The 24,060-nt window shown below is 62.2% G+C and carries 25 protein-coding genes; 9 read left to right on the top strand and 16 right to left on the bottom strand.

Annotated elements, in window-relative coordinates; all coding sequences use genetic code 11:
- Window positions 1-3: 3 nt before the first annotated feature.
- Together CFB46_RS19590 and CFB46_RS19585 are read left to right on the top strand one after the other, a co-directional pair.
- Window positions 4-1,713 carry an ORC-CDC6 family AAA ATPase gene (locus CFB46_RS19590; RefSeq protein WP_441300183.1) on the top strand — a complete coding sequence of 570 codons (1,710 nt, stop codon included), beginning with the start codon at window positions 4-6 and terminating at the stop codon, window positions 1,711-1,713.
- 8 nt (window positions 1,714-1,721) lie between these two features.
- A complete protein-coding gene (locus tag CFB46_RS19585) occupies window positions 1,722-2,636 on the top strand; it encodes a hypothetical protein (protein WP_089500916.1) in 915 nt (304 codons plus the stop codon).
- Between the two features lie 148 nt (window positions 2,637-2,784).
- Here the strand turns inward: CFB46_RS19585 and CFB46_RS19580 are convergent, their stop codons facing one another.
- The 7 genes from CFB46_RS19580 to CFB46_RS19550 all read right to left on the bottom strand — a co-directional run bounded on the left by CFB46_RS19580 (window position 2,785) and on the right by CFB46_RS19550 (window position 9,047).
- Window positions 2,785-3,555 (bottom strand): TniQ family protein, encoded by a 771-nt coding sequence (locus CFB46_RS19580; protein ID WP_089500915.1) that lies wholly within the window; start codon window positions 3,553-3,555, stop codon window positions 2,785-2,787.
- A gap of 31 nt (window positions 3,556-3,586) precedes the next feature.
- The gene (locus CFB46_RS19575; RefSeq protein WP_089500914.1) at window positions 3,587-3,823 is read right to left on the bottom strand and encodes an antitoxin Xre/MbcA/ParS toxin-binding domain-containing protein; all 237 of its coding nucleotides are present in this window, start codon (window positions 3,821-3,823) and stop codon (window positions 3,587-3,589) included.
- A gap of 131 nt (window positions 3,824-3,954) precedes the next feature.
- Window positions 3,955-4,923 (bottom strand): TniQ family protein, encoded by a 969-nt coding sequence (locus tag CFB46_RS19570; protein WP_089500913.1) that lies wholly within the window; start codon window positions 4,921-4,923, stop codon window positions 3,955-3,957.
- Entirely contained in the window at window positions 4,920-5,828 is a 909-nt protein-coding gene (locus tag CFB46_RS19565; protein WP_060183031.1) for a TniB family NTP-binding protein, read from the bottom strand. The genes CFB46_RS19570 and CFB46_RS19565 overlap by 4 nt, the downstream gene beginning before the upstream one ends.
- 10 nt (window positions 5,829-5,838) lie before the next feature.
- Window positions 5,839-7,788: a Mu transposase C-terminal domain-containing protein gene (locus CFB46_RS19560; RefSeq protein ID WP_089500912.1), complete on the bottom strand. Its 1,950-nt coding sequence runs from the start codon at window positions 7,786-7,788 to the stop codon at window positions 5,839-5,841.
- Window positions 7,769-8,404: a hypothetical protein gene (locus CFB46_RS36470; RefSeq protein ID WP_226200259.1), complete on the bottom strand. Its 636-nt coding sequence runs from the start codon at window positions 8,402-8,404 to the stop codon at window positions 7,769-7,771. The genes CFB46_RS19560 and CFB46_RS36470 overlap by 20 nt, the downstream gene beginning before the upstream one ends.
- A 286-nt stretch (window positions 8,405-8,690) precedes the next feature.
- Complete coding sequence (locus CFB46_RS19550) at window positions 8,691-9,047, bottom strand: helix-turn-helix domain-containing protein (RefSeq protein WP_089500911.1); 357 nt, start codon at window positions 9,045-9,047, stop codon at window positions 8,691-8,693.
- 1,060 nt (window positions 9,048-10,107) lie between these two features.
- Between CFB46_RS19550 and CFB46_RS19540 the strand changes: the two genes are divergently transcribed.
- Window positions 10,108-10,725 (top strand): LysE family translocator, encoded by a 618-nt coding sequence (locus CFB46_RS19540; RefSeq protein ID WP_089500909.1) that lies wholly within the window; start codon window positions 10,108-10,110, stop codon window positions 10,723-10,725.
- 110 nt (window positions 10,726-10,835) lie between these two features.
- On the top strand, window positions 10,836-11,084 hold the full coding sequence (locus tag CFB46_RS19535) for a hypothetical protein (protein WP_089502259.1): 249 nt from the start codon (window positions 10,836-10,838) through the stop codon (window positions 11,082-11,084).
- A gap of 131 nt (window positions 11,085-11,215) precedes the next feature.
- Here CFB46_RS19535 and CFB46_RS19530 read toward each other — a convergent pair whose 3' ends face one another.
- The 7 genes from CFB46_RS19530 to pobA form a co-directional block, all read right to left on the bottom strand.
- Entirely contained in the window at window positions 11,216-12,574 is a 1,359-nt protein-coding gene (locus tag CFB46_RS19530) for an MFS transporter (RefSeq protein ID WP_089500908.1), read from the bottom strand.
- A 194-nt stretch (window positions 12,575-12,768) separates the two neighbouring features.
- Window positions 12,769-13,155 carry a 4-carboxymuconolactone decarboxylase gene (gene pcaC, locus CFB46_RS19525; protein WP_006480129.1) on the bottom strand — a complete coding sequence of 129 codons (387 nt, stop codon included), beginning with the start codon at window positions 13,153-13,155 and terminating at the stop codon, window positions 12,769-12,771.
- 10 nt (window positions 13,156-13,165) lie between these two features.
- Entirely contained in the window at window positions 13,166-13,951 is a 786-nt protein-coding gene (gene pcaD, locus CFB46_RS19520; RefSeq protein ID WP_089500907.1) for a 3-oxoadipate enol-lactonase, read from the bottom strand.
- On the bottom strand, window positions 13,951-15,324 hold the full coding sequence (locus CFB46_RS19515) for a 3-carboxy-cis,cis-muconate cycloisomerase (RefSeq protein WP_089500906.1): 1,374 nt from the start codon (window positions 15,322-15,324) through the stop codon (window positions 13,951-13,953). The genes pcaD and CFB46_RS19515 overlap by 1 nt, the downstream gene beginning before the upstream one ends.
- Window positions 15,325-15,412: 88 nt before the next feature.
- The gene (locus CFB46_RS19510; protein ID WP_089500905.1) at window positions 15,413-16,069 is read right to left on the bottom strand and encodes a CoA transferase subunit B; all 657 of its coding nucleotides are present in this window, start codon (window positions 16,067-16,069) and stop codon (window positions 15,413-15,415) included.
- A 20-nt stretch (window positions 16,070-16,089) separates the two neighbouring features.
- Window positions 16,090-16,806 (bottom strand): 3-oxoacid CoA-transferase subunit A, encoded by a 717-nt coding sequence (locus CFB46_RS19505; protein WP_089500904.1) that lies wholly within the window; start codon window positions 16,804-16,806, stop codon window positions 16,090-16,092.
- A gap of 142 nt (window positions 16,807-16,948) precedes the next feature.
- On the bottom strand, window positions 16,949-18,181 hold the full coding sequence (gene pobA, locus CFB46_RS19500; RefSeq protein WP_089500903.1) for a 4-hydroxybenzoate 3-monooxygenase: 1,233 nt from the start codon (window positions 18,179-18,181) through the stop codon (window positions 16,949-16,951).
- 213 nt (window positions 18,182-18,394) lie between these two features.
- Between pobA and CFB46_RS19495 the strand changes: the two genes are divergently transcribed.
- The 4 genes from CFB46_RS19495 (at window position 18,395) to CFB46_RS19480 (ending at window position 21,984) form a co-directional block, all read left to right on the top strand.
- Entirely contained in the window at window positions 18,395-19,345 is a 951-nt protein-coding gene (locus CFB46_RS19495) for an IS110 family transposase (RefSeq protein ID WP_373558197.1), read from the top strand.
- Between the two features lie 177 nt (window positions 19,346-19,522).
- Window positions 19,523-20,449, top strand: coding sequence for a LysR family transcriptional regulator (locus CFB46_RS19490; protein ID WP_027781853.1), 927 nt, complete (start codon window positions 19,523-19,525; stop codon window positions 20,447-20,449).
- A gap of 96 nt (window positions 20,450-20,545) precedes the next feature.
- The gene (gene folE / locus CFB46_RS19485) at window positions 20,546-21,181 is read left to right on the top strand and encodes a GTP cyclohydrolase I FolE (protein ID WP_089500902.1); all 636 of its coding nucleotides are present in this window, start codon (window positions 20,546-20,548) and stop codon (window positions 21,179-21,181) included.
- Window positions 21,181-21,984 (top strand): SDR family oxidoreductase, encoded by an 804-nt coding sequence (locus CFB46_RS19480; RefSeq protein WP_089500901.1) that lies wholly within the window; start codon window positions 21,181-21,183, stop codon window positions 21,982-21,984. Before folE ends, CFB46_RS19480 begins: the two co-directional genes overlap by 1 nt.
- Window positions 21,985-22,035: 51 nt before the next feature.
- Here CFB46_RS19480 and epsC read toward each other — a convergent pair whose 3' ends face one another.
- Both epsC and CFB46_RS19470 read right to left on the bottom strand, forming a co-directional pair.
- Complete coding sequence (epsC, locus tag CFB46_RS19475; RefSeq protein WP_089500900.1) at window positions 22,036-22,956, bottom strand: serine O-acetyltransferase EpsC; 921 nt, start codon at window positions 22,954-22,956, stop codon at window positions 22,036-22,038.
- A 136-nt stretch (window positions 22,957-23,092) separates the two neighbouring features.
- The gene (locus tag CFB46_RS19470; RefSeq protein WP_006480138.1) at window positions 23,093-23,326 is read right to left on the bottom strand and encodes a hypothetical protein; all 234 of its coding nucleotides are present in this window, start codon (window positions 23,324-23,326) and stop codon (window positions 23,093-23,095) included.
- Window positions 23,327-23,604: 278 nt separating this feature from the next.
- Here CFB46_RS19470 and CFB46_RS19465 point away from each other — a divergent pair, with 278 nt between their 5' ends.
- A complete protein-coding gene (locus CFB46_RS19465) occupies window positions 23,605-24,012 on the top strand; it encodes a DUF3005 domain-containing protein (RefSeq protein WP_089500899.1) in 408 nt (135 codons plus the stop codon).
- Window positions 24,013-24,060 lie beyond the last annotated feature (48 nt).

The following is a 24,060-nucleotide window of genomic DNA, read 5'->3' as shown; positions in this document are numbered from 1 at the left end:
GGCATCAATGCAAAGCTGGCGTTTTCTCATTATGTGACACTCCAGCTCCTCTGGGAGTTGTGCGCTGCGTCGGAAAGCATCGCGCAGGCAGATTTTTCCCATGGCCGGTTGAGCTTCTCCGATTTGGCGTTGACGGACGCAATAAAAAATTATTTCGGCGGTCGCGTTGAAAAAATCATCGATCTGAAAAGGTATGTTGAAACCGAAATGGTTGGCGTCGAGATGTGGGTGCAAAATCCTCGCAATGCGCCAATGCCGATGCTGTTGTCGTTCAATCAGGTGATGTCACGCATTGCTGAAGTGATCGCGCAATCTAATGATCGACTTAAGAATTTTTCACTGCGCATATTTGTCGACGAATTTGAGAATTTGACGGAGCTGCAGCGCGGAGTCATCTGTGACGCAATCAAGCATCCGTCAATTCGTACAATCGTGAACATTGCGCACAAACGCGATGCAGTGACGGATTTCAAGACGAGCAGTGAGGAGAGAATCTCCCTGGTCCATGATCTGCGGGAAATTGATCTCGAGCAAGAGCTCGCGGAGCCGAATAAGGACTTTGAGCTCTTGGCGGCCGAGCTCGTGCTGTTGCGGCTGCATCGGCAAGGACTAAATTTCGATTGCGAAAAGTTCGACATCGACAAACTGAACGATCCAAAGTACCTAGCCGACCGCCTAACCAAGACCTATCGGGATCAGGTGGTTGGCACCGTGCGAACCATTCTTCCTGACCTGACTGCGCCGGACATTGCGGAAATCGTCATGAAAGATGAACCGCTCTTCCGGCGCTTGAAGGAGATGGTTGAGAAAGGGTTGGTCTTCTCTGGATTGGACGGGGAATATAAGGCCGAAACGCTTATCGATAAAGGCAAACCTGAGGCGAGCGTGGTACTTGGCGCCTTGCTGAATCGCAAGAGGAAGGAGCCGAGGGCAGTCATCGACCTGTACAAGCAGGCGAAAAAGAGCGACGATGATCCCTTCTATAAGAGTGGCGGATGGACCGACAATAACCTATACGGTTGCTTGTTCCATTTGCACGCCGGCTTGCCGCAGCGACCGAATATTCTCTACGCAGGCTTCGATCGCTTCTGCCGGCTTGCCACACCTAATTTGCGCTTCTTTCAAGAACTGTGTCACGTCACCCTGCTGTTGGCCTACGAGCGCCGAGACGCCGCCGAAGTAGAATCCGTGGGCAAATCGGCGATCGTAGTAGACCCGGAAATTCAGGCGCGGGCAGCAAGGCAAGTCTCTGACGCACTGCTACAAAGCATCGCCCAAGTCGGATCGCACGGTGAGAAGCTTTTGGACATTGCCCGTCGACTCGGTCAGTTATTCGAGGCATTCAATCGGCGCCGAAGCCAGAGCGAAACGGAGATCAACCACTTCTCTATCGACGAGGCGGACCAGGTTCACCTGTCTGCAACCTCAGTTCAGATTCTCAGGGAAGCGAAAATTTGGTCGGTGCTGTATGAAGAGAAAGAGACGAAAAGTAAGACCAATTACGACGTCTCTCAGGCCGACTGGATATTGAATCAAATCTACTGCCCTCACTTCAATATCAGCTATCGGAAGAAGAAGAAAGCAATGCTGACTGCAGGGCAGGTGAACATAATCCTTACGGGCTCGTATGAGCAGTTCGAGATGGTATTGAAGTCGCTCGTTGATCCGGACGACGTGGATCCTAAGGTGGGCTCCACGGCTCAGCTCTTTTAGGAAGCAGCATGCGATTCCTCAAACAGGAAGTGATCGTTGCGGGCGACCTCAAGCAAGGCGACGAGTTTGACATTGCCTTTCATGGCAACGATCAACTGGATGACCGGAGCCAGGCGTCGGTCAAGATCAGCACGGGCGCCGCGAAACGCTCACTCCGGGTCAGTTACGATTCACAGACGTTCTCTCTGACTATCGCTGACAAGTGCTATCGGAGTGACGAACTGGAAAGCATTCCGCTGGACTACGCCGCCCGAACCATTGTCATCGATGCGACGACGATGGAATTTCCTGAAATGGCATTGTTGCTCTATGCCTACCGGCACTTTTCGCCTAACCGGAAGCCAGCTTGCTCATTCATCTACGCCGAGCCCGCCGAGTACGTCAAAAAGGTTCAGGAAGTCAACGAGGCGGTGGCGTACCAGTTGACGGAGACCTTTGGCGAGCGTCGGCCGATTCCGCAATTTGCGGCGGCCTTGTCAGCCAACAACAAGGCGCATCTCGTTGCGTTCCTCGGATTCGAGGGAACGCGGGTACTACGCGTGCTTCAAGATGACGATGGAAATTTCTACAAGACTGTGACCGTCGTGTTCGGTGTGCCACCGTTCCAGAGCACCTGGGATCTACATTCGCTCATGGCAAATACGAGCCTACTCACACACTCTAGTCCTCGCGTGAGCTTCAGCGGTGCAAATGATCCATTGGGCGCATATCAACTACTCGCGAAAGTGCAATCCGGGCTCCAGGGATCGGGGTGTAGTCGGTTAGCCGTTGCTCCGTTCGGGACGAAACCTACCGCGATCGGTGCAGCGCTTTACTGCGTAGAAAACCACATCATGCGCGTAATCTATGACTACCCTGTACGGAAGCAGGGGCGGACGAAAGGCGTGCACTGTGTTCATCGTTACAGTATCGAATGGCAGTGAGCCGGCGAAGCATCAAGCCTTTGGATCTTCGGGACTAAGTGAGGGAGTCGTCGATACAGTTCATCTCGGTCATCCTTGGCAATCGCGTCACGATGTTCGAGTCTCTGATACCGATCGACTGCCGCAGCAAGTTCAGCCTCCACGCGAATCAGTTGAAGCCCAATGCGCTCCGTAGCTGATGCAACGGAACTCCCCGCCGGTCGACCAAGTCGTTGCCCCTTTTTGTTAGAACGGTATGTTGCCGGGCCACTCGCTTCTCTACTGCCGTCAGTCGTTCGGAAAGTTCGGATCCTGTCGTTGGCGGCACGCGCCAGCACTGGTCCAGATAGCTCGCGTTCTCAGTTTCCTCTAGTGCAGATGCCGCGGGTTCAATGCGAGAAAAATCGAAACCACATCGGCATCGCATCATGTTTGGGCGCGTCATCATGATCGGCTTCTCGCACTGCGGACAGACATCAAGCAATTGAACGGCATGCACGAGACATGCCGTCATCCACGTAAGACGATGTGACGCAAGCATGATGCCGCCGCCTAGAAGGCACAGCGGACAAATCCGCTCGCGCTCTCGAACAAGCAAATGCCTCGCCTCAATCACGTGACGCCCCACCGCGTAACTGAAGGCGGTCCCTCGTGCTCGCCCACCACCTTCGACCGGACACATCGATCTCATCGTCGATTGACCGATCCGGCAAACACGAGACAATTCCGCAATCTCGGCGGAAACCAACGGACCGAATGCAATGCAACCGGCGTCGCGCAGCAACGCCCCAACGCTTCTCAGACCGTTGGCATCCACCAGGCGCATGAGCACCGACGACAACGACTCGTCGGGAAACGGTTCGACGCGAAGCGCGAGCGGTAGCCGTAACATCGCATTCGCCGGTCGGACGGAATACGATGGCCAACTGCGATTTTCCATATCGAACTCCAGATCGATGAGGTGCTCGTTCCTAGCGATAGGCGCCTGTCTGCATACTCAGCAGCGTCCGGGCCACCAGTTCCTCTCCGTCGGCGGTATCTAGATACGTGACCGGCTTCCTCCACCCGAGTGACGGAACCTCTTCGTGCAGCCACGTACACAACCACTTTTTCGCATCAAATCCCTCCGGCTCGCCTGACTCGTTGACCATTTTCTGCACAAGATTCACGAGCTTGTTCCAGACCACTTCAGGCACGCGCTCGACCATACATTCGGATCGCCATGTGCCACAACGACACGTTTTCATGATGTCCACCTCGCTCAGATTCGAAGTCCCACGTCGGAACCCGTGACGATCCGATTTGAATCGGATCGCCACGGGTCATCGACAACACCACGTCACACGGCCTGCATCACCGGACCGCCTATTGCGTCGACCAATGCGCGATGAAGGAACGCGAACGGCGGCTCCGGCAACTCCGTGAACAAACGCAAGGAAATGTGCTCAACGCTTTTGACCGAACTCAGGATCGAACCCGACCGAGGCCGGTATTGCCGTTCTGCGTTGACCAGTTCCGCGAATCCCCGAGGCCAGTCCGACATGATCCGTCCGATTTTCTGCATGCGCGGCGCAAGCTCATGAATGGCCTTCGAGCGCAGCCCCTTGTCTGTCGATCCGCTTGTTGCACCGCTGACGCGATACAGAAACGAAAGCACACGCAGCAACTCCCCAAGGTCAAGCGCGACGAAATCGGAAGGGACGCCTGGCGGACAGTCCGGCACGTCATGCTCAAAGCTCATGCGCCAGCGTCGATCGATGAGCCGAGTGATCATCAACTCGTCCGGCGTCGGGGGTCGACACGCGGCCGAGCCGAGATCCATCCCGCAGTGACAACGCGCCAGACCCGGTCGCATGGAGGACACATCACGTCGACAGCTCGGACAGCGATCGAGGAGTTGGACGTCGTGGACAGCGCAGCACGTCGCGAATACGTAAGCATTCACGCCCAGCACATGTCGGTGCTCCGCGATACACACCGGGCATACGCGCTCGTTGGCGCCAACCAGGATTGCATCAGGCTCAACCCAGTGACCGTACAAGCTGATCTTCGGGTGCTTCACCCCGTTACAGTCCATCGCGCCTATACTCATCGGTGTCATCGCACGGACCAGTTTCGGGGAAAGCCGGCAAACACGGGCAAGCGCATCGACCTCCGACGGGAAACGCGGCCGAGCTGCTGCCACGCCCGCCCGTCGCAGCACCATCCCTGGCCCACTCAGCCCATTGACTTCAGCAACGCGATGCAGCACCGACGAGAGCGATTCGCCGCGACGCGGCGTAACGCTAAGAAGAAGAGGGGTCGTCATTGCACGTCCCCCGCAAACGGCTCACCCGGTTGGTCGAGCGGCACACCATTGAACTTCGCATCGAAGGGATTGCGCGACGGGGGCGCATCTTTCCAGATGTGAACGCGGAAAGCTGCGGCGAAATCATGGAGTGCGACGGCTTTCGCACCGCGTCGTTCGGCGATCTGGTAAGCGCCGTTCAACAGCTTGCACATGTAATCCACAAGGCCCGCACTCGCGTAGTACAGCTTCATCGCAACCCGCTTGTCAGCAATGTCCATCATCGGCAGGGGCATATCCTTGGCAAGCGCCTGCATCACACCAATAAACGTCTGAGCGCCCTCCTGGGTGTTCACATCGAACCGACGGATCTCCGTCACGCGCGAGAAACGGCGTCTCAACTGTCCGTTGACCCGCAGCACACCCAGCAGCGATGGAAGCCCGGCGAGCACAACAGCGGCGGGGAGCCGGTCCAGCAGCACCTTCAACCAGTTTGCGACCTGTCTCAACGAACGACGATCGCCCTCGACAAAGTGCTGAAACTCGTCGAGCATGATGATCTCGACGCCACAACCGTGTACCAGCTTGACAATCTGCTCCGTCAGGCGCGCGCTCGATTGACCGACTTGCGGGATCTCGCCCAAGGCAATCAGGATCGCCTCTGCAAGAGATCGAACGGTTGGCACTGCGGGCACGATGACGTAGAGCACGGGTACGTGCCGGCGCAGGACCTCCTCTCGCACCGGGAATTTGGCGCGATAGCACTCGAGCACGGTCGACTTCCCGGCGCCAGACTCTCCGATCGTGGCCAGACAACCGGCCTCGCCGGATTCCCGCAACCACTGATGAACGTCCTCGATACTCTTGAGTGCAGCAACGAAATCGGGATGTTCGACGATACTTTTACGGACATTGAATCGTTTCATGATGGTCTCCTTACCGTTCGGTACGCTTCATGACTGAAAATTCAGGAACACTATCGAATCTGACGACCACGGAATCCGCTTGATCGGACTGGGCAGAATTTCCCATGGCGGTCCCGCCAGCGGCTCCGAACACAATTTCCTTGCTCGACTTTCCCTTGATCTGCGCGACCCATTTGCGCTTCTTGAGTTTTTGATCGAGCTCCGCCTTGGCAATGTCGTCCGCGAGACGAATACGTGCCTTACGCAGCGCGACAGGGTTGATATCGATGCGGCTGTCGCGCATGGCACCAGTGACTTCGTTGTGCATCCATCTGGTCAAGTCCTTCGTGTAATCCGGATCGGTACAATCAACGCGAAAGTATTCCTTCTGTCGTGGGTCATAGACATAGACGTAGCCGGTCTGCTCGTTGAAATACCGAACCTTGACTTTTTCGTCGTCCGATATGCTGTGACGAAGCAGTTGCAACGCACTGGAGTTGTACGACAGGTGATCAAACGTCACGCCACTGTTCGTGATCGGACGCATGATGGTGTCCGAGAACGCGACGGAAAGCTGATCGGGATCGGCCGGCATGTAGATGAGGGTCAGCCGCGCGCTTTCCTGCCATGCCTGAAACGGTGTCTTGCCCTTCAAGCCACGATGTGGCGCGTGCTGGTAACACTCCACAATCCAGCGCACGACAAACACCGTTAGCTGTTCGAGGGTCACGCACGCAAGCTTCTCGGACGGGTACTCTCCTCGATCCTTGGTATTCGACCAAGTCGTTCCCGGAATCAAATGGAAGAGTTGTTCTGCTATCGTGCGCATGAACCGCTCCACACGGCCTTTGAACCATGGTGCACGGCTCGGGCAGTACGCGAGTGAAATCCCCAACTCGTCGCAGCCAGCTCGTGTGGCGCCGCCGTGGAATTCCCACGCGTTGTCACCGAAGATCATCTCGGCTACACCTCGCGCCAACCATTCAAGATGCCCCAGGCCTAATCGGTTCAGTAGATCGCACTTGCTGAGCATGGCCATTTGCATTGCCCATCCGACCTCCTCCTGGCCAGGTGAGCGCGCCCCGATATGAAACCCCATCACCATGCGAGTGTGCGCGTCGATGATGAGCGTCAGTACGGGACGAACGATGACCATACGGGTGCGCTCACAGACGCACAGCAAGTTCACCGGCGTGTGGTCAATCTCCCACCGCTCGTTGAGTCGTTTTGTTTTGAGCCGACGGAACACCGGTCGATACTGCTTCAGTGCTTCGGTGCGGCCCTCCCGGGCCGCGGTGACGAGATAGCTGTTCAGTTTCTCGACATGACGGTAAAGCGTCGCTCTACTAATCGTGGGTAACGGATTTTCCAGGTCACGTTCGTTATGAGCGTCAATGGCCTCCTCTACTTGATCGTACAATCTCGCGACGTTGAGTTTCTGGCCGTTGAGATAGTGCGTTTCGATGACATCTTCCACCAGCGTGAGCAGTGAACCATCGAGGATTTCGCGTCGTCCCTTGTTTTCATGGCGCGGCACCACGTCCATGACATCACGTGACGGCTGGTAGCGTTTTCTCCACCGACAGAAGGATCGATAGGTTGGCGGTATCGATGCGCCAACCTCACACGCCACCCGTTTGATGACGGTCTCGACTTCGTGGACGCGCGAGCACTTCGCCTCCTCGACGGCTCTTAGGTAGACGAGTCGCGCACGCATCACGACAAGATCTTCTTCTTTGAAGGTGGTGACATCACGTCGAGCAACAACAATCGGTGACGCAGCCGTCTCACGTAGCGATTCGATACTGACGGACCATGTCCCATTACCGTGGCGTGCCCATATTTCAGTTTCGTGCAGGCGTATTGGCGAGCTGTAGTCGGAGCTGAGCTCGATTCGACCATCGGGCAGCGCAGTCTGAACGCGCCAGACATACTCACCCTCACGGAACTCTACGCCACGCTTAAGCAAAAATTTTTGCATGACGCACCTCCGAAGGAGCGACGTAAATGGCTGCGTCGGAGGTCAGCGGCACATCGAGATCGATACCCGCGGCGCCGTTGGCGATCCAGGTCAACGCAACGTCGCGCGAACGGGCCAGATGCACGAGGTTTCGGAAAGTTTTCGGATACTTCTTTTCAACGAGCCACTGTGCTTCCCGGATCCGTTCGGACGAAATTCGCCCCAGCCACGGCCGCAAGAGCCGCAGAGTCTCGTGGCGGGTGCCGGAGATGTAGGTACGTTCATCCCAAATGAAAAGGGCGTGTCCATGCTCCGCAAGGACGGCTCTCGCACGCGCCATGCGGGCCTGCACTGAAGGCTTCTGCAGATCCTTTGCTGGCTTGGCTTCGACGAAGACAGTCGAACTGTCGCGCCGCACAATCTCGTAATCCGGCGTGTACCGAAAAAGCTGGCCGGCCTCACGAAGAACAAATGTTCTATCTTGAGCGCTACGAAAGCGCAGTACCTCAGGGCTGAACTCGAGCAAGAGGGTCGTCGCCTCTTCCGCCAGGGAATACCAAGGCATCGAGCAAGCGTTTTTGACAGAGGGCGTGAAACCTCGAAAATTTCCGCCACTGCGGGTATCGTACGAAGGCATGATGATGTCTCCTGCGCCCTTTCGGGCGCGTGGATGTGGGGGGCGCCAGTCCGCATGGACGAGCGCTGGCCGCGCGGATGTCATTTCCACGCAACGAGGAGACGAGTTGGGCCTTGACGCCGATGAGAGGGGAGCTATACTGAAGTCGCTTAGGTTTCAGTTGTGCTCCCGCTCAGTCGGGTCGAAAGAACCAATCCGTCGTAAAGGGTTGGTTTTTTCTTTTCTGTCGAATAGGCAGTACTCCTAATTCAATAGGTTGATGGGGAAAGGCATTTTCGGGATGACGTTACCGATCCAGCCTCGCCAACAGCTCATCAAGCAAGGTGACTTCGTCACCGCTTAGACGCGTCGACGCTCGCACCAAGCGATTGATCAGGCGCAACGTATCTGAGTGCAGGTCGTCAGGTAACCGCAATTTCCTTTGCGAGTCCAGAGCGGCTTCAAGTAATGAAGCGACATCGGCGTTGCTCATGCCGAGTACCGCGGCAATCCGCTCGATTTGTTCGGTCGATGGTGGCGGCTTAACCGCGCGTTCCAACTTCCAGACATATTGAATCGCGACCCCAAGCTGCCTGGCCACATTCGTCTGACTGAGGCCGGCTCGCTTTCGGTAGTGCACCAATGCGTTTGAGAATGGAGTCATCGCCTTCCACCTACACGTGTCCTATCTCCCAATGTATGTGGTGACCCAGCCGGCGGACAAGTAAATTTTTTCTTCTTCTCCGCAACAACAAAGGCGGAAGAACCCTCGTTCGAATCAAAAAATAGAGTCAGGCGTTATGGAAACGCTGAAAATGAGAAGAAAATAATTTCCCTTTTTGTACAAGTGTTGGCTCGTATGTTTCTCGAGTAGGGTCGATTCATTCGTCAAACTTCTGAACGGCGTCCGCAAGGAAATCGACGAAAATTAATCTATAGGTGTTCAAACGACGCGCAGATTTGCGGTGACGGATGAACGGTGCCGGCCGGCCGATAAGCATCCGTTGCGCGAAAGTTACACTCCCAGGACAAGTGCGGGCCGGGTTGCAAAGCAACACAAATAGCCATGGCTCACATCGCCACGATTGGTATGACAAGTGGAAGTGCGTGCCGCAGAAAGACTGCACAGAGCCTCTAGGTCTACTTCGTCAGGTCATCAAGACAATCGACAAAGCCATCCTCGGCGATTCGATCAAGTTCTCGCTAAAGCAATATCGCGACAACCTCCGACTCGGAGCGGCCGTAGAAGCCAATCTTGGCGATGCGCTCAAGTGCCACATCGACCTGCACGGGGAGGGTTAGCCGAACGAGCCGAGTAGCTTCGGCAGATGGCTTGCGCCCTGCACAAAGCATCGAGCTCCATCGGCTTGTGGAGACACGCCCCAGACATGAAACGACGATGGAGCGTCGCCAATGCGGTGACATCGATCCGAAACCATCGATTAAACATTGCGTCGTAGGCCGTCATTGCCAAATATTCTCCGATCATTTTCTGCCTATCCACGCGGGTTACATTCCCAACGCATGAAAGGTAGCCAATTATTCAAAGACAACTTATTGAGACTGCGGACATCTTTTCTGAGAAACAACAAAAAGAACCCACCCAGCCCTCAGCAACTCTCTCCCCGTACCGGCATTCGTCAACCAAACTGTACCGGTACTGTACATAAACCCGTCGCTAAACTGATCTCCATCCCAGCCTCGAACCGAATGGAGAGTCCGCGATGGAATTCCTCACCCTCAGCGCGTTGCCCGCCGGCATGCTGTTCGCGCTCGTCACGTCGATCACGCCCGGCCCCAACAACACGATGCTGCTCGCGTCCGGCGTCAACTTCGGTTTCCGCCGCACGATGCCGCACCTGTTCGGCATCAGCATCGGCGTGGCGATCCTGATGCTCTGCGTCGGCTTCGGCCTCGGCGAAGCGTTCAAGCGCCTGCCGCTGCTGTACACGATCCTCGAGGCCGCGAGCGTCGCGTACCTGTTGTACCTCGCCTGGCGGATCGGCACGTCCGGCGAAGTGAAGGCGCACGGCGCCAAACCGCGGCCGATGACGTTCGTCGAAGCCGCCGCGTTCCAGTGGGTCAACCCGAAGGCATGGATGATGGTACTGACCGCCGCGACGACGATCCGCCTGTCCGCCGACTACGGAATGAACGCCGCCTGGATGTCCGTCGTGTTCATCCTGATCGGCTTCCCGTGCATCTGCCTGTGGGCCGCGTTCGGTCTCGGCCTGCGTCGCTTCCTGTCGAATCCCCGCGCGCTGCGCCTCTTCAACGTGACGATGGCCGTGCTGCTGATCCTGTCGCTGTACCCGCTCATTGCGCACTTGCTGCCGCAGTAAGCGCTCACGAGCGCGCCCGTTGAGCTTCACGTGATGCAGGCGTACCCTTTCGGTACGGGCGCGTGCAATCGCTTCGGCGGTTGCACCGCTGCTCTGCATGGAGATTGCCGATGAAGCCGATGCTGAGAACGGGCGAGCACATCGAAGGAATGCACTGGATCGCCGAGTATCGCCCGCTCACGCACGATATCCGCGTGCTGCGCGAGAACATCGAGGTGGGCACGTACTGCGCGCCGCCGACGCTGTTCGGCGACGAGGAAGGGATGGGCGCCGCGAACCACGACGATCATCGCGGCCGGGAAGCCGCGCTGCGCGCGTATCTGCGCAACTTCGTCAAGGAGCACGACGCGGAGGAGTAACGGCGCGACGGCCGAAATGTCGACGGGCCGCGAAGGCGGCCCGGTCCATCGTCGTGCGCCGGTCGTTCTGCGTGCGGCCGGCCTGAATCGCTCATGCTTGGGGCCGGCGCATCACCCGGCCCCACCGCCGCTCAATGCCCGAGCGACTCGATCTTGCCCGTCGGCTGCGCAACGCCATGCGGTCGCGCCATCTGCTTGATCAGCAGCGCGACGCACGCGAGCACGCCCGCGACGGCGATCGTCGCGAACACGCCTGCGAACGAGAAGTGCCGGCGCGTCAATTCGGCGACGAGGAACGACCCGGCGATCCCGCCGAACCGGCCGACGCCGAGCATCCACGCGACACCCGTGCCTCGCCCCTCGGTCGGATAGAACGCGGCGGCCAGCGCCGGCATCGACGATTGCGCGGTGTTCATCAGCACGCCGGCCACGAACACGACCAGCACCAGCAGCCCGACGTTGCCGGCCGCCTGCCCGATCGCATACACGCTCACCGCCGTCAGCGCGTAGCACACGGCGATCACGCGATTCGCGTTGAAGCGGTCCATCAGCACGCCGCACAGCACGGCGCCCACACCGCCGAGCGGGAACAGCGCCGAGATCAGCGTCGCGCTCTTCGGCGTCAGACCCGCATCCTTCAGCAAGATCGGCATCCAGTTGATCGACGCGTAGAAGATGACGAGCCCCATGAAGTACGCGAGCCACAGCATCACCGAGCCGACGATGTACGAGCGCGACAGCACGACGCCGAGGCCCTTGCTGCCGGTCTGCGGCGCGGCTTCGGTCAACGCGAACGAACCGGCGTTCAGCGCGTCGCGCGAGATGCGCGCGAGCGTGGCGCGGATCCTGTCGATGCCCTGGCCGGTCGCGACCATGAAGCGCACCGATTCCGGCATCTTCAGCAGCAACAGCACGCCGAGCAGCAGCGGCGTCACGCCGCCGAGCATCAGCACGCTGCGCCAGCCGAAATGCGGAATCATCCACGCGGCCAGGAAACCGCCGAACGCGGCGCCGAGCGGGAAGCCGCAGAACATCAGGTTGATCACGGTCGCGCGGCGCTTGTCCGGGCAGAATTCGCCCATCATCGTGACCGCGTTCGGCATCGCGGCGCCGAGCCCCACACCTGTGATGAAACGAAGGATCATCAGGTGCCCGATCGTGTTCGAGAACGCGGACATCAGGCACGCGACGCCGAACAGGAACACCGAGCCGAGCAGCAGCGAGCGGCGGCCGAGCCGGTCGGACAGCGGGCCGGACACGAGCGCGCCGCACGCGAGGCCGAACAGCGCGGCGCTGAGCACGGGCGCGAGATCGGGCTTGGTGAGGTTCCATTCGCCGAGCAACGACGGCGCGATGAAGCCGATCGCGGCCGTATCGAAGCCGTCGAGCAGCACGATCACGAAACACATGAGGAACACGAGCCATTGAAAACCGCCGAACGGCTGCTCGTTGATGAAGGTCTGGACATCGACCACGGGTGCGCGACTCATCGCTAGTCTCCTTGTCGGCCGAAACGCGCGCTTGAGCGCCCGCTCCGGTCCCATGCAACGTTGATATATGCAAGAAGCGCGGCCTCGTGGCCGCGCCTTTCCTTCGTTCACGCACCGATTCGCTGCCGGCGCGTTCTTCATCGACGACGGCTCGCCCACCTCGGCGAGCCGCCCGATCGGATCACCGCCGGCACTCAGCCGGCCGCATCCTGTTCCTTGAAGATCTTGTCCGCGAGATGGAACGCGGAATTCGCGGCCGGCACGCCGCAATAGATCGCGGTCTGCAGCAGCACTTCCTTGATCTCGTCGCGCGTCACGCCGTTGTTGCGCGCGGCGCGCAGGTGCAGCGCCAGTTCCTCGCCACGGTTCAACGCCACCATCATCGCGATAGTCAGCAGGCTGCGCGTATGGCGCGGCAGCCCGTCGCGGGTCCAGATCTCGCCCCACGCATAACGCGTGATCAGGTTCTGGAATTCGTCGGTCACCTCGGTGCGGTTCTCGATCGAACGGTCGACGTGCGCGTCGCCGAGCACGGCGCGACGTACCTTCATCCCTGCTTCATAACGTTCCTGGTCATCCATCGCCGATGCCTCACGCAGTCAGGAAATCGAGCAGCGCGCGGTTGAAACCGCCGGTGCACTCGATGTTCGAAATGTGCGCGGCGTCGAATTCGACGTGCAGCGCACCGGGAATCGCGGCGGCAAGCGCGCGGCCCTGGTCGGGCGGCGTCGACATGTCCTTCGCACCGGTCACGACGAGCACCGGCAACGCAATGCCCTTCACTTCCTCGCGCAGGTCGGCCGCGTTCAGCGCGTCGCAGTTCGCCGCATAGCCGTCCTTGTCGGTATGCACGAAGGTGTCGCGGATCGCATCGAACAGGCGCGGCTCGCGCTCGACGAATGCGTCGGTGAACCAGCGCGGCAGCACGGCGTCGGCGAGCGCGGCCATGCCTTCGGCGCGCGCCTTCTGCGCACGCGGCGCCCACACTTCCGGCGAGCCGATCTTCGCGGCGGTATTCGACAGCACGGCGCGCACGATGCGCGACGGGTAGCGCGCGGCGAGCGCGGCACCGGTCAGCCCGCCCATCGAGATCCCGCAGAAATGCGCGCGCTCGATGCCGATGTGGTCGAGCAGGCCGATCACGTCGCCCGCCAGTTGCTCGATCGTGTACGAACCGGCCGGCGCGTCGGAGTGGCCGTGGCCGCGCGTGTCGTAGCGCAGGATGTTGAAGTGCTGCGCAAGCGGGCGAATCTGCGGCGCCCACATCTGCAGGTCGGCGCCGAGCGAATTCGAGAAGACGAGCCACGGCGCGTCGTCGCGTGCGGCACGGTCGATCCGGTAATGCAGTTTCACGCCGTTGACAGTGGCGAAAGGCATCAATGTTCTCCTGGTTGTTTCGCACCCGCATGCAGCGCGAGCACGGCATCGACAAAGGCCTGCGCCTCGCCGACGTAATGTGCGGGATCGAGCAGTTGCGCGAGCGCGTCGCGCGACAGGTGCGCCGACACGGTCGCATCGGCGGCGAGCACGTCGAACAGCGTCGCGCCGGTGCGCACGGCCTCCTTCGACGCGTGCTCGACGACGTGATGTGCATCGAGCCGGCCGATGCGGTCGCCGAGCGCGAGCATTACGGCTTCGCCGAGGATCAGCCCGTGCGTGAGGTCGAGGTTCGCGGCGAGGCGGTCGGTATTCACGTCGAGGCCCGCGACGATCTGCGCGATCTGCGCGAGCGCGCCGCCCGTCAGGCGCGCGAGATCGGGCAACGCATCCCATTCGGCCTGCCAGCCGCCGAGTGCGCGCTCGTGCTCCTGCACCATCCCCGCGAACACGGTCGCGACGAGGCCCGGCGCACGCACGGCGGCCGTCAGCACGGCCGCGCAGCCGACCGGGTTGCGCTTGTGCGGCATCGTCGACGAACCGCCCTTGCCGGCGGCGGCCGGTTCGCCCAGCTCGCCGACTTCGGTCTGCATCTGCAGCGACACGTCGCGTGCGATCTTGCCGAGCGTACCGGTCAACATCCCGAAGCACGACGCGGCTTCCGCGATGCGGTCGCGCTGCGTATGCCACGGCACGGCCGGCACCGCGAGCTTCAGGTCGGCCGCGAGCGCGGCGCTCACGCCGGCCGCGTGTTCGCGCAGGCTCGCGAGCGTGCCGGCGGCGCCGCCGAACTGCAGCACGAGCGCACGTTCGCGCAACTCGGCAAAACGCGCGCGATGGCGCAGCAGCGCATCGAGCCATTGGGCGAATTTGAGGCCGAGCGTAATGGGCAGCGCCTGCTGCAGCCACGTGCGGCCGATCATCGGCGTCGCGCGATGCGTGCGCGCGAGCGCCGCGAGCGACGCACAGGCTTCGTCGAGCATCGGTTCGAGCACGTCGAGCGTGTCGCGCAACTGCAGCACGGTCGCGGTATCGATGATGTCCTGGCTCGTCGCGCCCCAGTGCACGAACTTCGCGGCCTCGGGGTCGTCGGCCTTCACTTGCGCGGTGAGTTGCTTGACGAGCGGAATCGCGAGATTGCCGCCGAGCGCCGCACCGTGCGCGAGCGCCTCGGCGTCGAGCCGGCCGGCGTCGCACGCGCGTTCGATCGGCTCGACCGCGGCGGCGGGAATCACCTGCCGCGCGGCAAGTGCGCGAGCGAGCGCGGCCTCGACGTCGAGCATTCGCTGGATCGTCGCGCGGGGCGACCAGATCCGGTTGAGCGGCTCGGTGCCGCAGATCAGGGAGGTCAGACGGGCGCTGTCTTCGAGCATGGCATCGGAATGGGGAAACGGCGTGCGCCTATTGTCTACCCAAGCGTGCCGGCGTGCGCTCGAATGCGCGCGCCGGCATGCTTGCCGTTCAGGCGGCGGCCTTTCGCGTCGCGTCGATCAGCGGCACGCCGGTCAGCTTCTGCAGTTCGTCGAACGACAGGTCGGTGAAGATCTCGCTCACCGCGAGGCCGTCGGCCGTCACGTCGAGCACGGCGAGATCGGTGTAGATGCGGCTCACGCATTGCACGCCGGTAACCGGATACGAGCACTGCGCGACGATCTTGCTCTCGCCCTGCTTCGTCAGGTGCTCCATCATCACGAACACCTGCTTCGCGCCGATCGCGAGGTCCATCGCGCCGCCGACGGCCGGAATCGCATCGGGCGCACCCGTATGCCAGTTCGCGAGGTCGCCGTTCGCCGATACCTGGAACGCGCCGAGCACGCAGTAGTCGAGGTGGCCGCCGCGCATCATCGCGAACGAATCCGAGTGGTGGAAATATGCGCCGCCGGTGAGCAGCGTCACGTGCTGCTTGCCGGCGTTGATCAGTTCGTCGTCTTCCTCGCCGGGCGCGGGCGCCGGGCCCATGCCGAGCAGGCCGTTCTCGCTGTGCAGGAAGATTTCCTTGTTTCGATCGAGGTGGTTCGCCACCAGCGTCGGCACGCCGATGCCGAGATTCACGTACGCGCCTTCAGGGATGTCCTGGGCGACGCGCTTGGCCATTTCATCGCGGGTCAGTCGTTTCATGTCGGTTTTCCTCAAGGCGATCAGGCGGCTTGCGCTGCGGCGTGTTCGGCGGCCAGTTCGGCCGCGTGCGCGGCCTGCGGCACCTCGACGACACGCTGGACGAAAATGCCCGGCGTCACGATGTGTTCCGGGTTCAGCGCGCCGAGCGGCACGACTTCCGACACCTGGACGATCGCGATCTTCGCGGCGCTGGCCATGATCGGCCCGAAGTTGCGCGCGGTCTTGCGATACACGAGATTGCCCCAGCGATCGCCCTTGTACGCCTTCACGAGCGCGAAATCGGCATGGATCGGCGTTTCGAACACATACGGCTTGCCGTCGATCACGCGCGTTTCCTTGCCTTCCGCGAGCTTGGTGCCGTAACCCGTCGGCGTGAAGAAACCGCCGATGCCGGCGCCCGCCGCGCGAATGCGCTCCGCGAGGTTGCCCTGCGGCACGAGTTCCAGCTCGATCTCGCCCGCGCGGTACAGCGCGTCGAACACCTGCGAATCGCTCTGGCGCGGGAACGAACAGATGATCTTGCGCACCTTTTTCGCCTTCAGGAGCGCCGCGAGGCCCGTCTCGCCGTTGCCCGCGTTGTTGTTGACGATCGTCAGGTCGCGCGCGCCCTGTTCGATCAGCGCGTCGATCAGCTCGGACGGCATGCCGGCCGTGCCGAAGCCTCCGATCATGATTGTCGCGCCATCGTGGACGTCGGCAACCGCCGACTGAAGCGATTCGAAAATCTTGTTGACCATGTCTCTTCCTGATGCGAACCCGCGGCTCGTGCGCGGCCTGTCGAGGGGACACGCGCGTGTCGCGTGCCGCACCGGGGCCGATGTCGATCCCGGTATTTGTTCGCTATTCGAACCTAGATTCGATTAGCGAACGATGGGCCGATCATAGAGGGGCGCACAGCGCGTTGTCAAGACGGGTTGCCTCGGGGGCCGTCGCGTCGTCGAACGGCAAGCCGACGTAGTTTTCGGCGAGCGACTGCGCGGCGGCCCGCGAACGCGTCACGTATTTCAGCTCGGCAAACTTCAGGCGATTGACGAACGGCGAATCGTCCGGCGACGCATGCAGCATGTTCGTCATGAAGTACGAGAAGTGTTCGGCGCGCCATACGCGTTCGAGACAGGTCGCCGAATAGGCGTCGAGCGGCGTCGCGTCGCCCGTCCGGTAGCGCGCGCCGAGCGCGCGGGACAGCGCGCGGACGTCGGCCACCGCGAGGTTCATGCCCTTCGCGCCGGTCGGCGGCACGATGTGCGCGGCGTCGCCGGCGAGGAACAGGCGTCCGTGCTGCATCGTCTCCGACACGAAGCTGCGCATCGGCGTCACGCTCTTCTGCGTGATCCGGCCCTCGGTGGGCGTCCAGCCGGTGTCGTTCGAGAAGCGCGTGTGCAGCTCGTCCCAGATCCGTGCGTCGGACCACTCGGCGAGGTCTTCATCCGGCTGGCACTGCAGGTACAGGCGCGTGACCGTGGGCGAGCGCATCGAGAACAGCGCGAAGCCGTTGTCGTGATGCGCGTACACGAGTTCGTCCAGCGACGGCGCCGCGTCGGCGAGGATGCCGAGCCACGCGAACGGGTAGACGCGCTCGAACGTATTCAGCCGCTCGGCGGGAATCGTCTGGCGCGCGACGCCGTGGAAGCCGTCGCAGCCGGCGATGTAATCGCAGTCGATGCGGTCCGCGCGGCCGTCCGCGTGCTTGAAGGTGACGAACGGGCGCTCGCTTTCGACATCGTGCAGCGCGACGTCGCTGACTTCGAAATGCATCTGATGGCCGTGTTCGACGCCCGCCGCGATCAGGTCGCGCACGACTTCGTGCTGGCTGTAGACGGTGATCGCGCGCCCGCCGGTCAGCGCGGACAGGTCGATGCGATGACGCTGGCCCGAGAACAGCAGTTCGATGCCGTGATGTTCGAGCCCTTCGCGGCGCATCCGGTCGCCGAGGCCGGCTTCGTTCAGCGTATCGACCGTGCCCTGCTCCAGCACGCCGGCGCGGATGCGGTTCTCGCAATACTCGCGCGAACGCGCTTCGACGAGGATGGAATCGACGCCTTGCAGGCGCAGCAGATGGGAAAGTAGAAGACCGGACGGGCCGGCGCCGATGATCGCGACTTGCGTGCGCATTGTTCGTCTCCTTATATCTTCGATTTGCTTCAAACTTCAGTTGTGGCCCGCCGTGAGGCGGGCTGCCTTACCGGTTGGCGGCCATGGCACAGCTTGTGTCTCCTGCGAGCCATCGAGCTCGAATCACAGCTCAAGGCGTGTCGTGGCTGCCTCGTTTAACGCTATCCCGAATGGTTGATTGATCTCATTTCGCATCTATAAGGCTGGGAGTCGATGAACATGAGCCAACCGGTTTTCGTCGGTATCGATGTCGCCAAGGACAGTGTCGAAGTCTGCTGCTCGGACGCCTCGACGCATGCGTTCGAGAACACTGAAGCCGGACACGCGAAGTTGTTGCGCTGGCTCAGGCGCAAGACAGTTACGTTGGTCATACTTGAGGCCACCGGCGGCTACGAGCGAGCCTGCGCGGTGGCGCTGGCGGGCGTCGGATTGCCCGTGTCGGTCATCAACCCTCGCCAGGCACGTGATTTTGCGCGGGCTATGGGGCGACTGGCCAAGACCGATCGGCTTGACGCGCGGGCATTGGCCGAGTTCGCCGCCGTGTTGCATGCCCAGGGGCATCAGCCCCGTGCGTTGGCCACTCAGGAGCAGCGTGAGCTCGTCGCACTTGTTACGCGCCGACGGCAACTCGTGGCCATGCTCGTGAGCGAGCGGCAACGCCTGGCCGTCGCTCACGAGCGGGCCCGTGCCAGCATCGAGGCAATGATCGAGGCCTTGCTCAGTCAGTTGGCCGACATCGATAACGACGTACAACGTGTGCTTCAGGAACGCTACGCCGATCTGTCGGCTTTGCTGCAATCGGTCAAGGGCGTTGGCCCGACCACCGCCAGTACACTCATCGCTGAACTGCCCGAACTCGGACACCTCACTCGCAAGCAGATCACCAGTCTTGCGGGGCTTGCACCCATCAATCGCGATTCGGGCACCCTGCGCGGGCAGCGCCATATCTTCGGCGGGCGCTCCAGTGTCCGACGCGTACTGTACGTCGCCGCACTGGTCGCCACGCGCTTCAATCCGCTGATCCGTAGCTGCTATCTGAGGCTGATCGCCGCCGGCAAGCCCAAAAAAGTCGCCCTCGTCGCGTGCATGCGCAAACTGCTCATCACGCTCAATGCCATCGCCCGCTCGGGCGAGCGGTGGCAGCCGGATTTCAAGGGCGCATGACATGGGCTGTCTCAAGATGGTTGCTGTGTCGGCCCGACTAAGCGCTTCAGCGCTTAGTCGGGCCCCATGCAAAGCAAATTGGTTCGAGTAATGGAACACATTTGAGCGCTTTCCCGACTATGCGGCAACGCGATTCAGGAGATATGTTGTATACGTTTTGGAGATACCGGCCCGCCGATGGATTCGCTCGATCTGAACCTCATTCCCTACCTCGTCGCGCTCGACGACACGCGCAACGTGAGCCGCGCCGGCGACCTGCTCGGCGTGAGCCAGCCGCGCGTGAGCACGGCGCTCGGCCGGCTGCGCGAGTACTTCGGCGATCCGCTGTTCGTGCGCACGTCGCGCGGGATGGAACCGACGCCGCGCGCGCTCGCGCTGCTGCCGGCCGCCCGCGACGCGCTCGCGCAGATCGAGCGCGGCCTCGTCGCGCCGCACGATTTCGACCCGGCCGCGAGCACGCATACGTTCTCGATCGCGCTGTCGGACGTCGGCGAGATCGTCTTCCTGCCGAAACTGCTGCAGGCGTTCGCGACGCTGGCGCCGCACGCGAACCTGCGTTCGGTCTCGCTCGCGCACGACGAAGTCGGACGCGGCCTCGAAGCCGGGTCGATCGATCTCGCGGTTGGCTACTTCCCCGATCTCGACGGCAACAACTTCTTCCAGCAGCGGCTGTTCACGCACCGGTTCGTCTGCCTGATGCGGCGCGGCCATCCGTTCGAGCAGACGCCGCCGTTCACGGTCGAGCAGTTCCTCGCGTGCGGGCATGCGGTGGTGCGCGCCGAAGGACGCAGCCAGGAAGTGCTCGAGAAATATCTGGCGAAGCAGCGCATGCAGCGCCGCGCGGTACTCGAAACGCCGCACTTCATGAGCCTGCCGTTCATCCTGAGCCGCACCGACCTGATCGCGACGGTGCCGCATGCGATCGGCTATGCGTATGCGGCCGAGCACGCGTTCATCGTGCCCGTCGAGCCGCCGCTCGCGCTGCCGCGCTTCGACCTGAAGCAGCACTGGCATCGCAAGTACCACAACGACCCGCGCACCGCCTGGCTGCGCGGCGTCGTCGCGTCGCTGTTCAACGACGAGCAGGACGAATGGCCGAAGTGAGAAAGCGGGCGCGACGGCCCGTACGCACGACCGGCGAAAGCATGAAACAATGGCCGGATATCGGCCGCCGCACGCGGCCTTCGATGGAGCCACTACATGGGTAAGGGAAAGAAATCCGCGCCGCCCGAGGCGGTCGCCTCCCGGCCGAGCCGCGAAGAAGCGGAAGACGCGGTGCGCGTGCTGTTGCGCTGGGCCGGCGACGATCCCGCGCGCGAAGGCCTGCTCGACACGCCCGCACGCGTCGTGCGCGCCTACGAGCAGTTCTTCGCCGGCTATGCGCTGGACCCGCGCGACATCCTCGCGCGCACGTTCAGCGAAGTCGACGGCTACGACGAAATGATCGTACTGAAGGACATCCGCTTCGAGAGCTACTGCGAGCACCACATGGTGCCGATCATCGGCCGCGCGCACGTCGCGTATCTGCCGAACCATCGCGTCGTCGGCATCTCGAAGCTCGCGCGCCTCGTCGACGCATTCGCGAAGCGCCTGCAGATCCAGGAAAAGATGACCGTGCAGATCGCCGACACGCTGTTCGACGTGCTGCAGCCGAAGGGCGTCGGCGTGATTCTCGAGGCCGCGCACCAGTGCATCTCGACGCGCGGCGTGCACAAGCCGGGCGTCGAGATGGTCACGTCGCGCATGCTCGGCACGTTCCGCACCGATCCGTCGACGCGTCGCGAATTCCTGTCGATCGTCGCGAATCCTTCCTCGGTCAACCTGACGAATACCTGATGGAGCAGACGAAGCAAACGGCGCACGCGCCCGTCGTGCTCGTGACCGGCGCCGCGCGCCGGGCCGGGCGCGCGTTCGCCGAGTATTTCGCCGCGCACGGCTATCGCACGGCGGTGCACTACGACCGTTCGGCCGATGCCGCGCGGGCCGCCGCCCATGCGATGGCCGAACGCGGGCACGATTCGGCGGCGCTGCAGGCCGATCTGTCCGATGCCGCGCAGATCACCGCGCTGATCGAGCAGGTCTATGCGCGCTTCGGGCGCCTCGACGTGCTGGTCAACAACGCGTCGGTGTTCTGGCAGGACCATTTCCCGAGCTTCGATCTCGCGGCGTTCGACCAGGCATGGGCCGTCAACTGCCGCGCGCCGATCCTGCTCACGCGTGCGTTCTACGAGCGGGCCCGCGCGGCCGGCACGCAGGGTGTCGTCGTGAATGTGGTCGACCAGAAGATCAAGGAAAACTTCCACCGCGACCATTTCAGCTACACGGTCGCGAAGGCCGCGCTCGGCAACCTGACGCAGATGCTCGCGCTATCGTCCGCGCCGGTGCTGCGCGTGAATGCGGTGTTCCCGGGGCTGATGCTGCCGAGCGACGACCAGACGCAGGCCGACTTCGAACACGCGAGCCGCGCGTCAACGCCGCTCGCGCGCATCGCGGGCCCCGACGACGTCGCAAGCGCGATCCTGCTGCTGACGGGCAATGCGTACAACGGCGTGGATTTCGTCGTCGATGCGGGCCAGAACCTGATCCGCGTGGATCAGGACGTGCTGTACAAGCACCGCTCGCCGGACGGCAAGCACTGACGCACGCACGGCGCGCGCCCGTTCGGATCGAGCGCGCCGCCGCCCGCCGCGTTACGGCTTCTCGGCGCTGCCGCCCTCGCGGACCTTGCCCTGCGCGACGCTCGTGCCGGGCGGCACGCTGTGCGTGAGCCACACGTTGCCGCCGATCACCGAGCCGCGCCCGATCGTCACGCGGCCGAGAATCGTCGCGCCCGCATAGATCACCACGTCGTCCTCGACGACCGGGTGCCGTGCATTGCCCTTCACCAGCGCGCCTTCGCCATCGGCCGGGAAACTCTTCGCGCCGAGCGTGACGGCCTGGTACACGCGCACGCGCTCGCCGATGATCGCCGTTTCGCCGATCACGACACCCGTGCCATGGTCGATGAAGAAGCTCGGGCCGATCTGCGCGCCCGGGTGGATGTCGATGCCGGTCGCCGAGTGTGCGATTTCATTGATGAACCGCGCGAGCAGCGGCACGCCGAGCTGGTGCAGCGCATGCGCGAGCCGATGGTGCATCATCGCGAGCACGCCGGGGTAGCACAGCAGGATCTCGGTGATGTGCTGCGCGGCCGGATCGCCCGCATATGCGGCCTGGATGTCGCTGACGAGCAGCGCGCGGATCGCCGGCAATTGCCGGCCGAATTCGCGCGCGATCTCGAACGCGCGTTCATCGAGCTCGGCGAACGGCGTATCGACATGCTCCGGCAGGAACGGCAACGCGCGGCGAATCTGCTCGGACAGGACGCGCAGCGTACTTTCGAGCGTATGGCCGACGTAGTAATCGACGCTTTCGTCGGTCAGGTCGGGCGCGCCGTAGTGCGTCGGAAACATCGACGCGCGCAGGCCGGTCACAATCTTGCAGATTGCATCGCGCGACGGCAGTTCGCGGATGCCGCGCGGATGGCGCGTGCGATGGAGCTCCTCGCGCGACTCGCGCAAGCCGGAGACGATTTCTTCGAGGCCCCACTGACGGGCGGGTGATGTCGACATATGCCAATGCGGGCAGCCGCACTCGGTTGCGCGGCCGCTAATAAAGTGACGGGTTCCGCAAGATTACCGCGTTTTTTGTCCGGGAGCGGCACCCGGGGATCGGCCGGACGGCCGACGCTGCATGAGCGCGACGGCGTCACATCGAGATGCTGCTCGCGTCGATCCAGCGTACGGCCCAGTCGCGCGCGTGCGCGATCGCGTCGCCTTCGTCGTTGAACTGGAGCTCGATCGGAAAAAACCGGTTCGCGACGAGCTCCCCGTCGCTCGATCGGGAGATCACGACGTAGGGCTTGAATGAACCGTCACTGGCGCGTGCGGGCGCGCAATTCAACAGATAACCGCGGTGCGTGAAGGCAGTAGTCGCTTGCATGAATCCGCCACCTCTAGTCCCTTGCTTTGTTGTTCGCTACCCGTCTTTAAGGGTGCTGCGGCGCCCCGGCGCGGGCAGAGGCGGCGAGACTTCATCCCCTGTCGCCGCTTCGCAGGAAAAGAATCATACTCTGTAGAAAACGTGTCTTCTAGCTGAAATAAATCATGACAAATCAGTGCGCGTCGAGCGACCGCGGCGATCGCCCCCGCGCCTTTTCCCGTTGCGCCCGGAACGGGATTTGCTTCGATCCGGAGCGTATCGCCGCCAGGAGAGCCGTGATGGAATCATCCGCTCGAACAGCGCGTGCGCGTCCGCGCAGCATCGAACTCGACAACGACGACACGCACGACAGCACGGTCGACACCGACGGCAAGAACCGCGAAGCGTCGCGCCTCGCCGGCGCCGGGCCGATCTCGCCCGACCAGGTCACGCGCAGCAACGCGTCGCTCGTCAACGCGATGCCGGAAGCCGGCGACGGTCTCGCCGGTTTCGACAGCCGCCCCGACGGCAATCACCCGGCGTTCGCCTTGCGCGCCGGCTACAGGGTGATCGAGAAAGGCTTCGACGTGCCGCCCGCGGGCGACACGCCGTTCGGTCCCGTTCACCGGATGCACGGCAGCGCGTATTGGCCCGGCCACGGCCGCCGGCCGGAGCGCGTCATCGAGTTGACCGTCGTGCCGGGATAGCCGGCGCGGCGTTTGAATCGATCGTTCGTTCAGGAACCGCCATCGATC

Origin of the sequence: Burkholderia sp. HI2761 (assembly GCF_002223355.1) — a bacterium.
Taxonomy (GTDB): Bacteria; Pseudomonadota; Gammaproteobacteria; order Burkholderiales; family Burkholderiaceae; genus Burkholderia.
The sequence above is the reverse complement of the archived record's forward strand: the minus strand, read 5'-3'. Positions and strand labels throughout refer to the sequence as shown.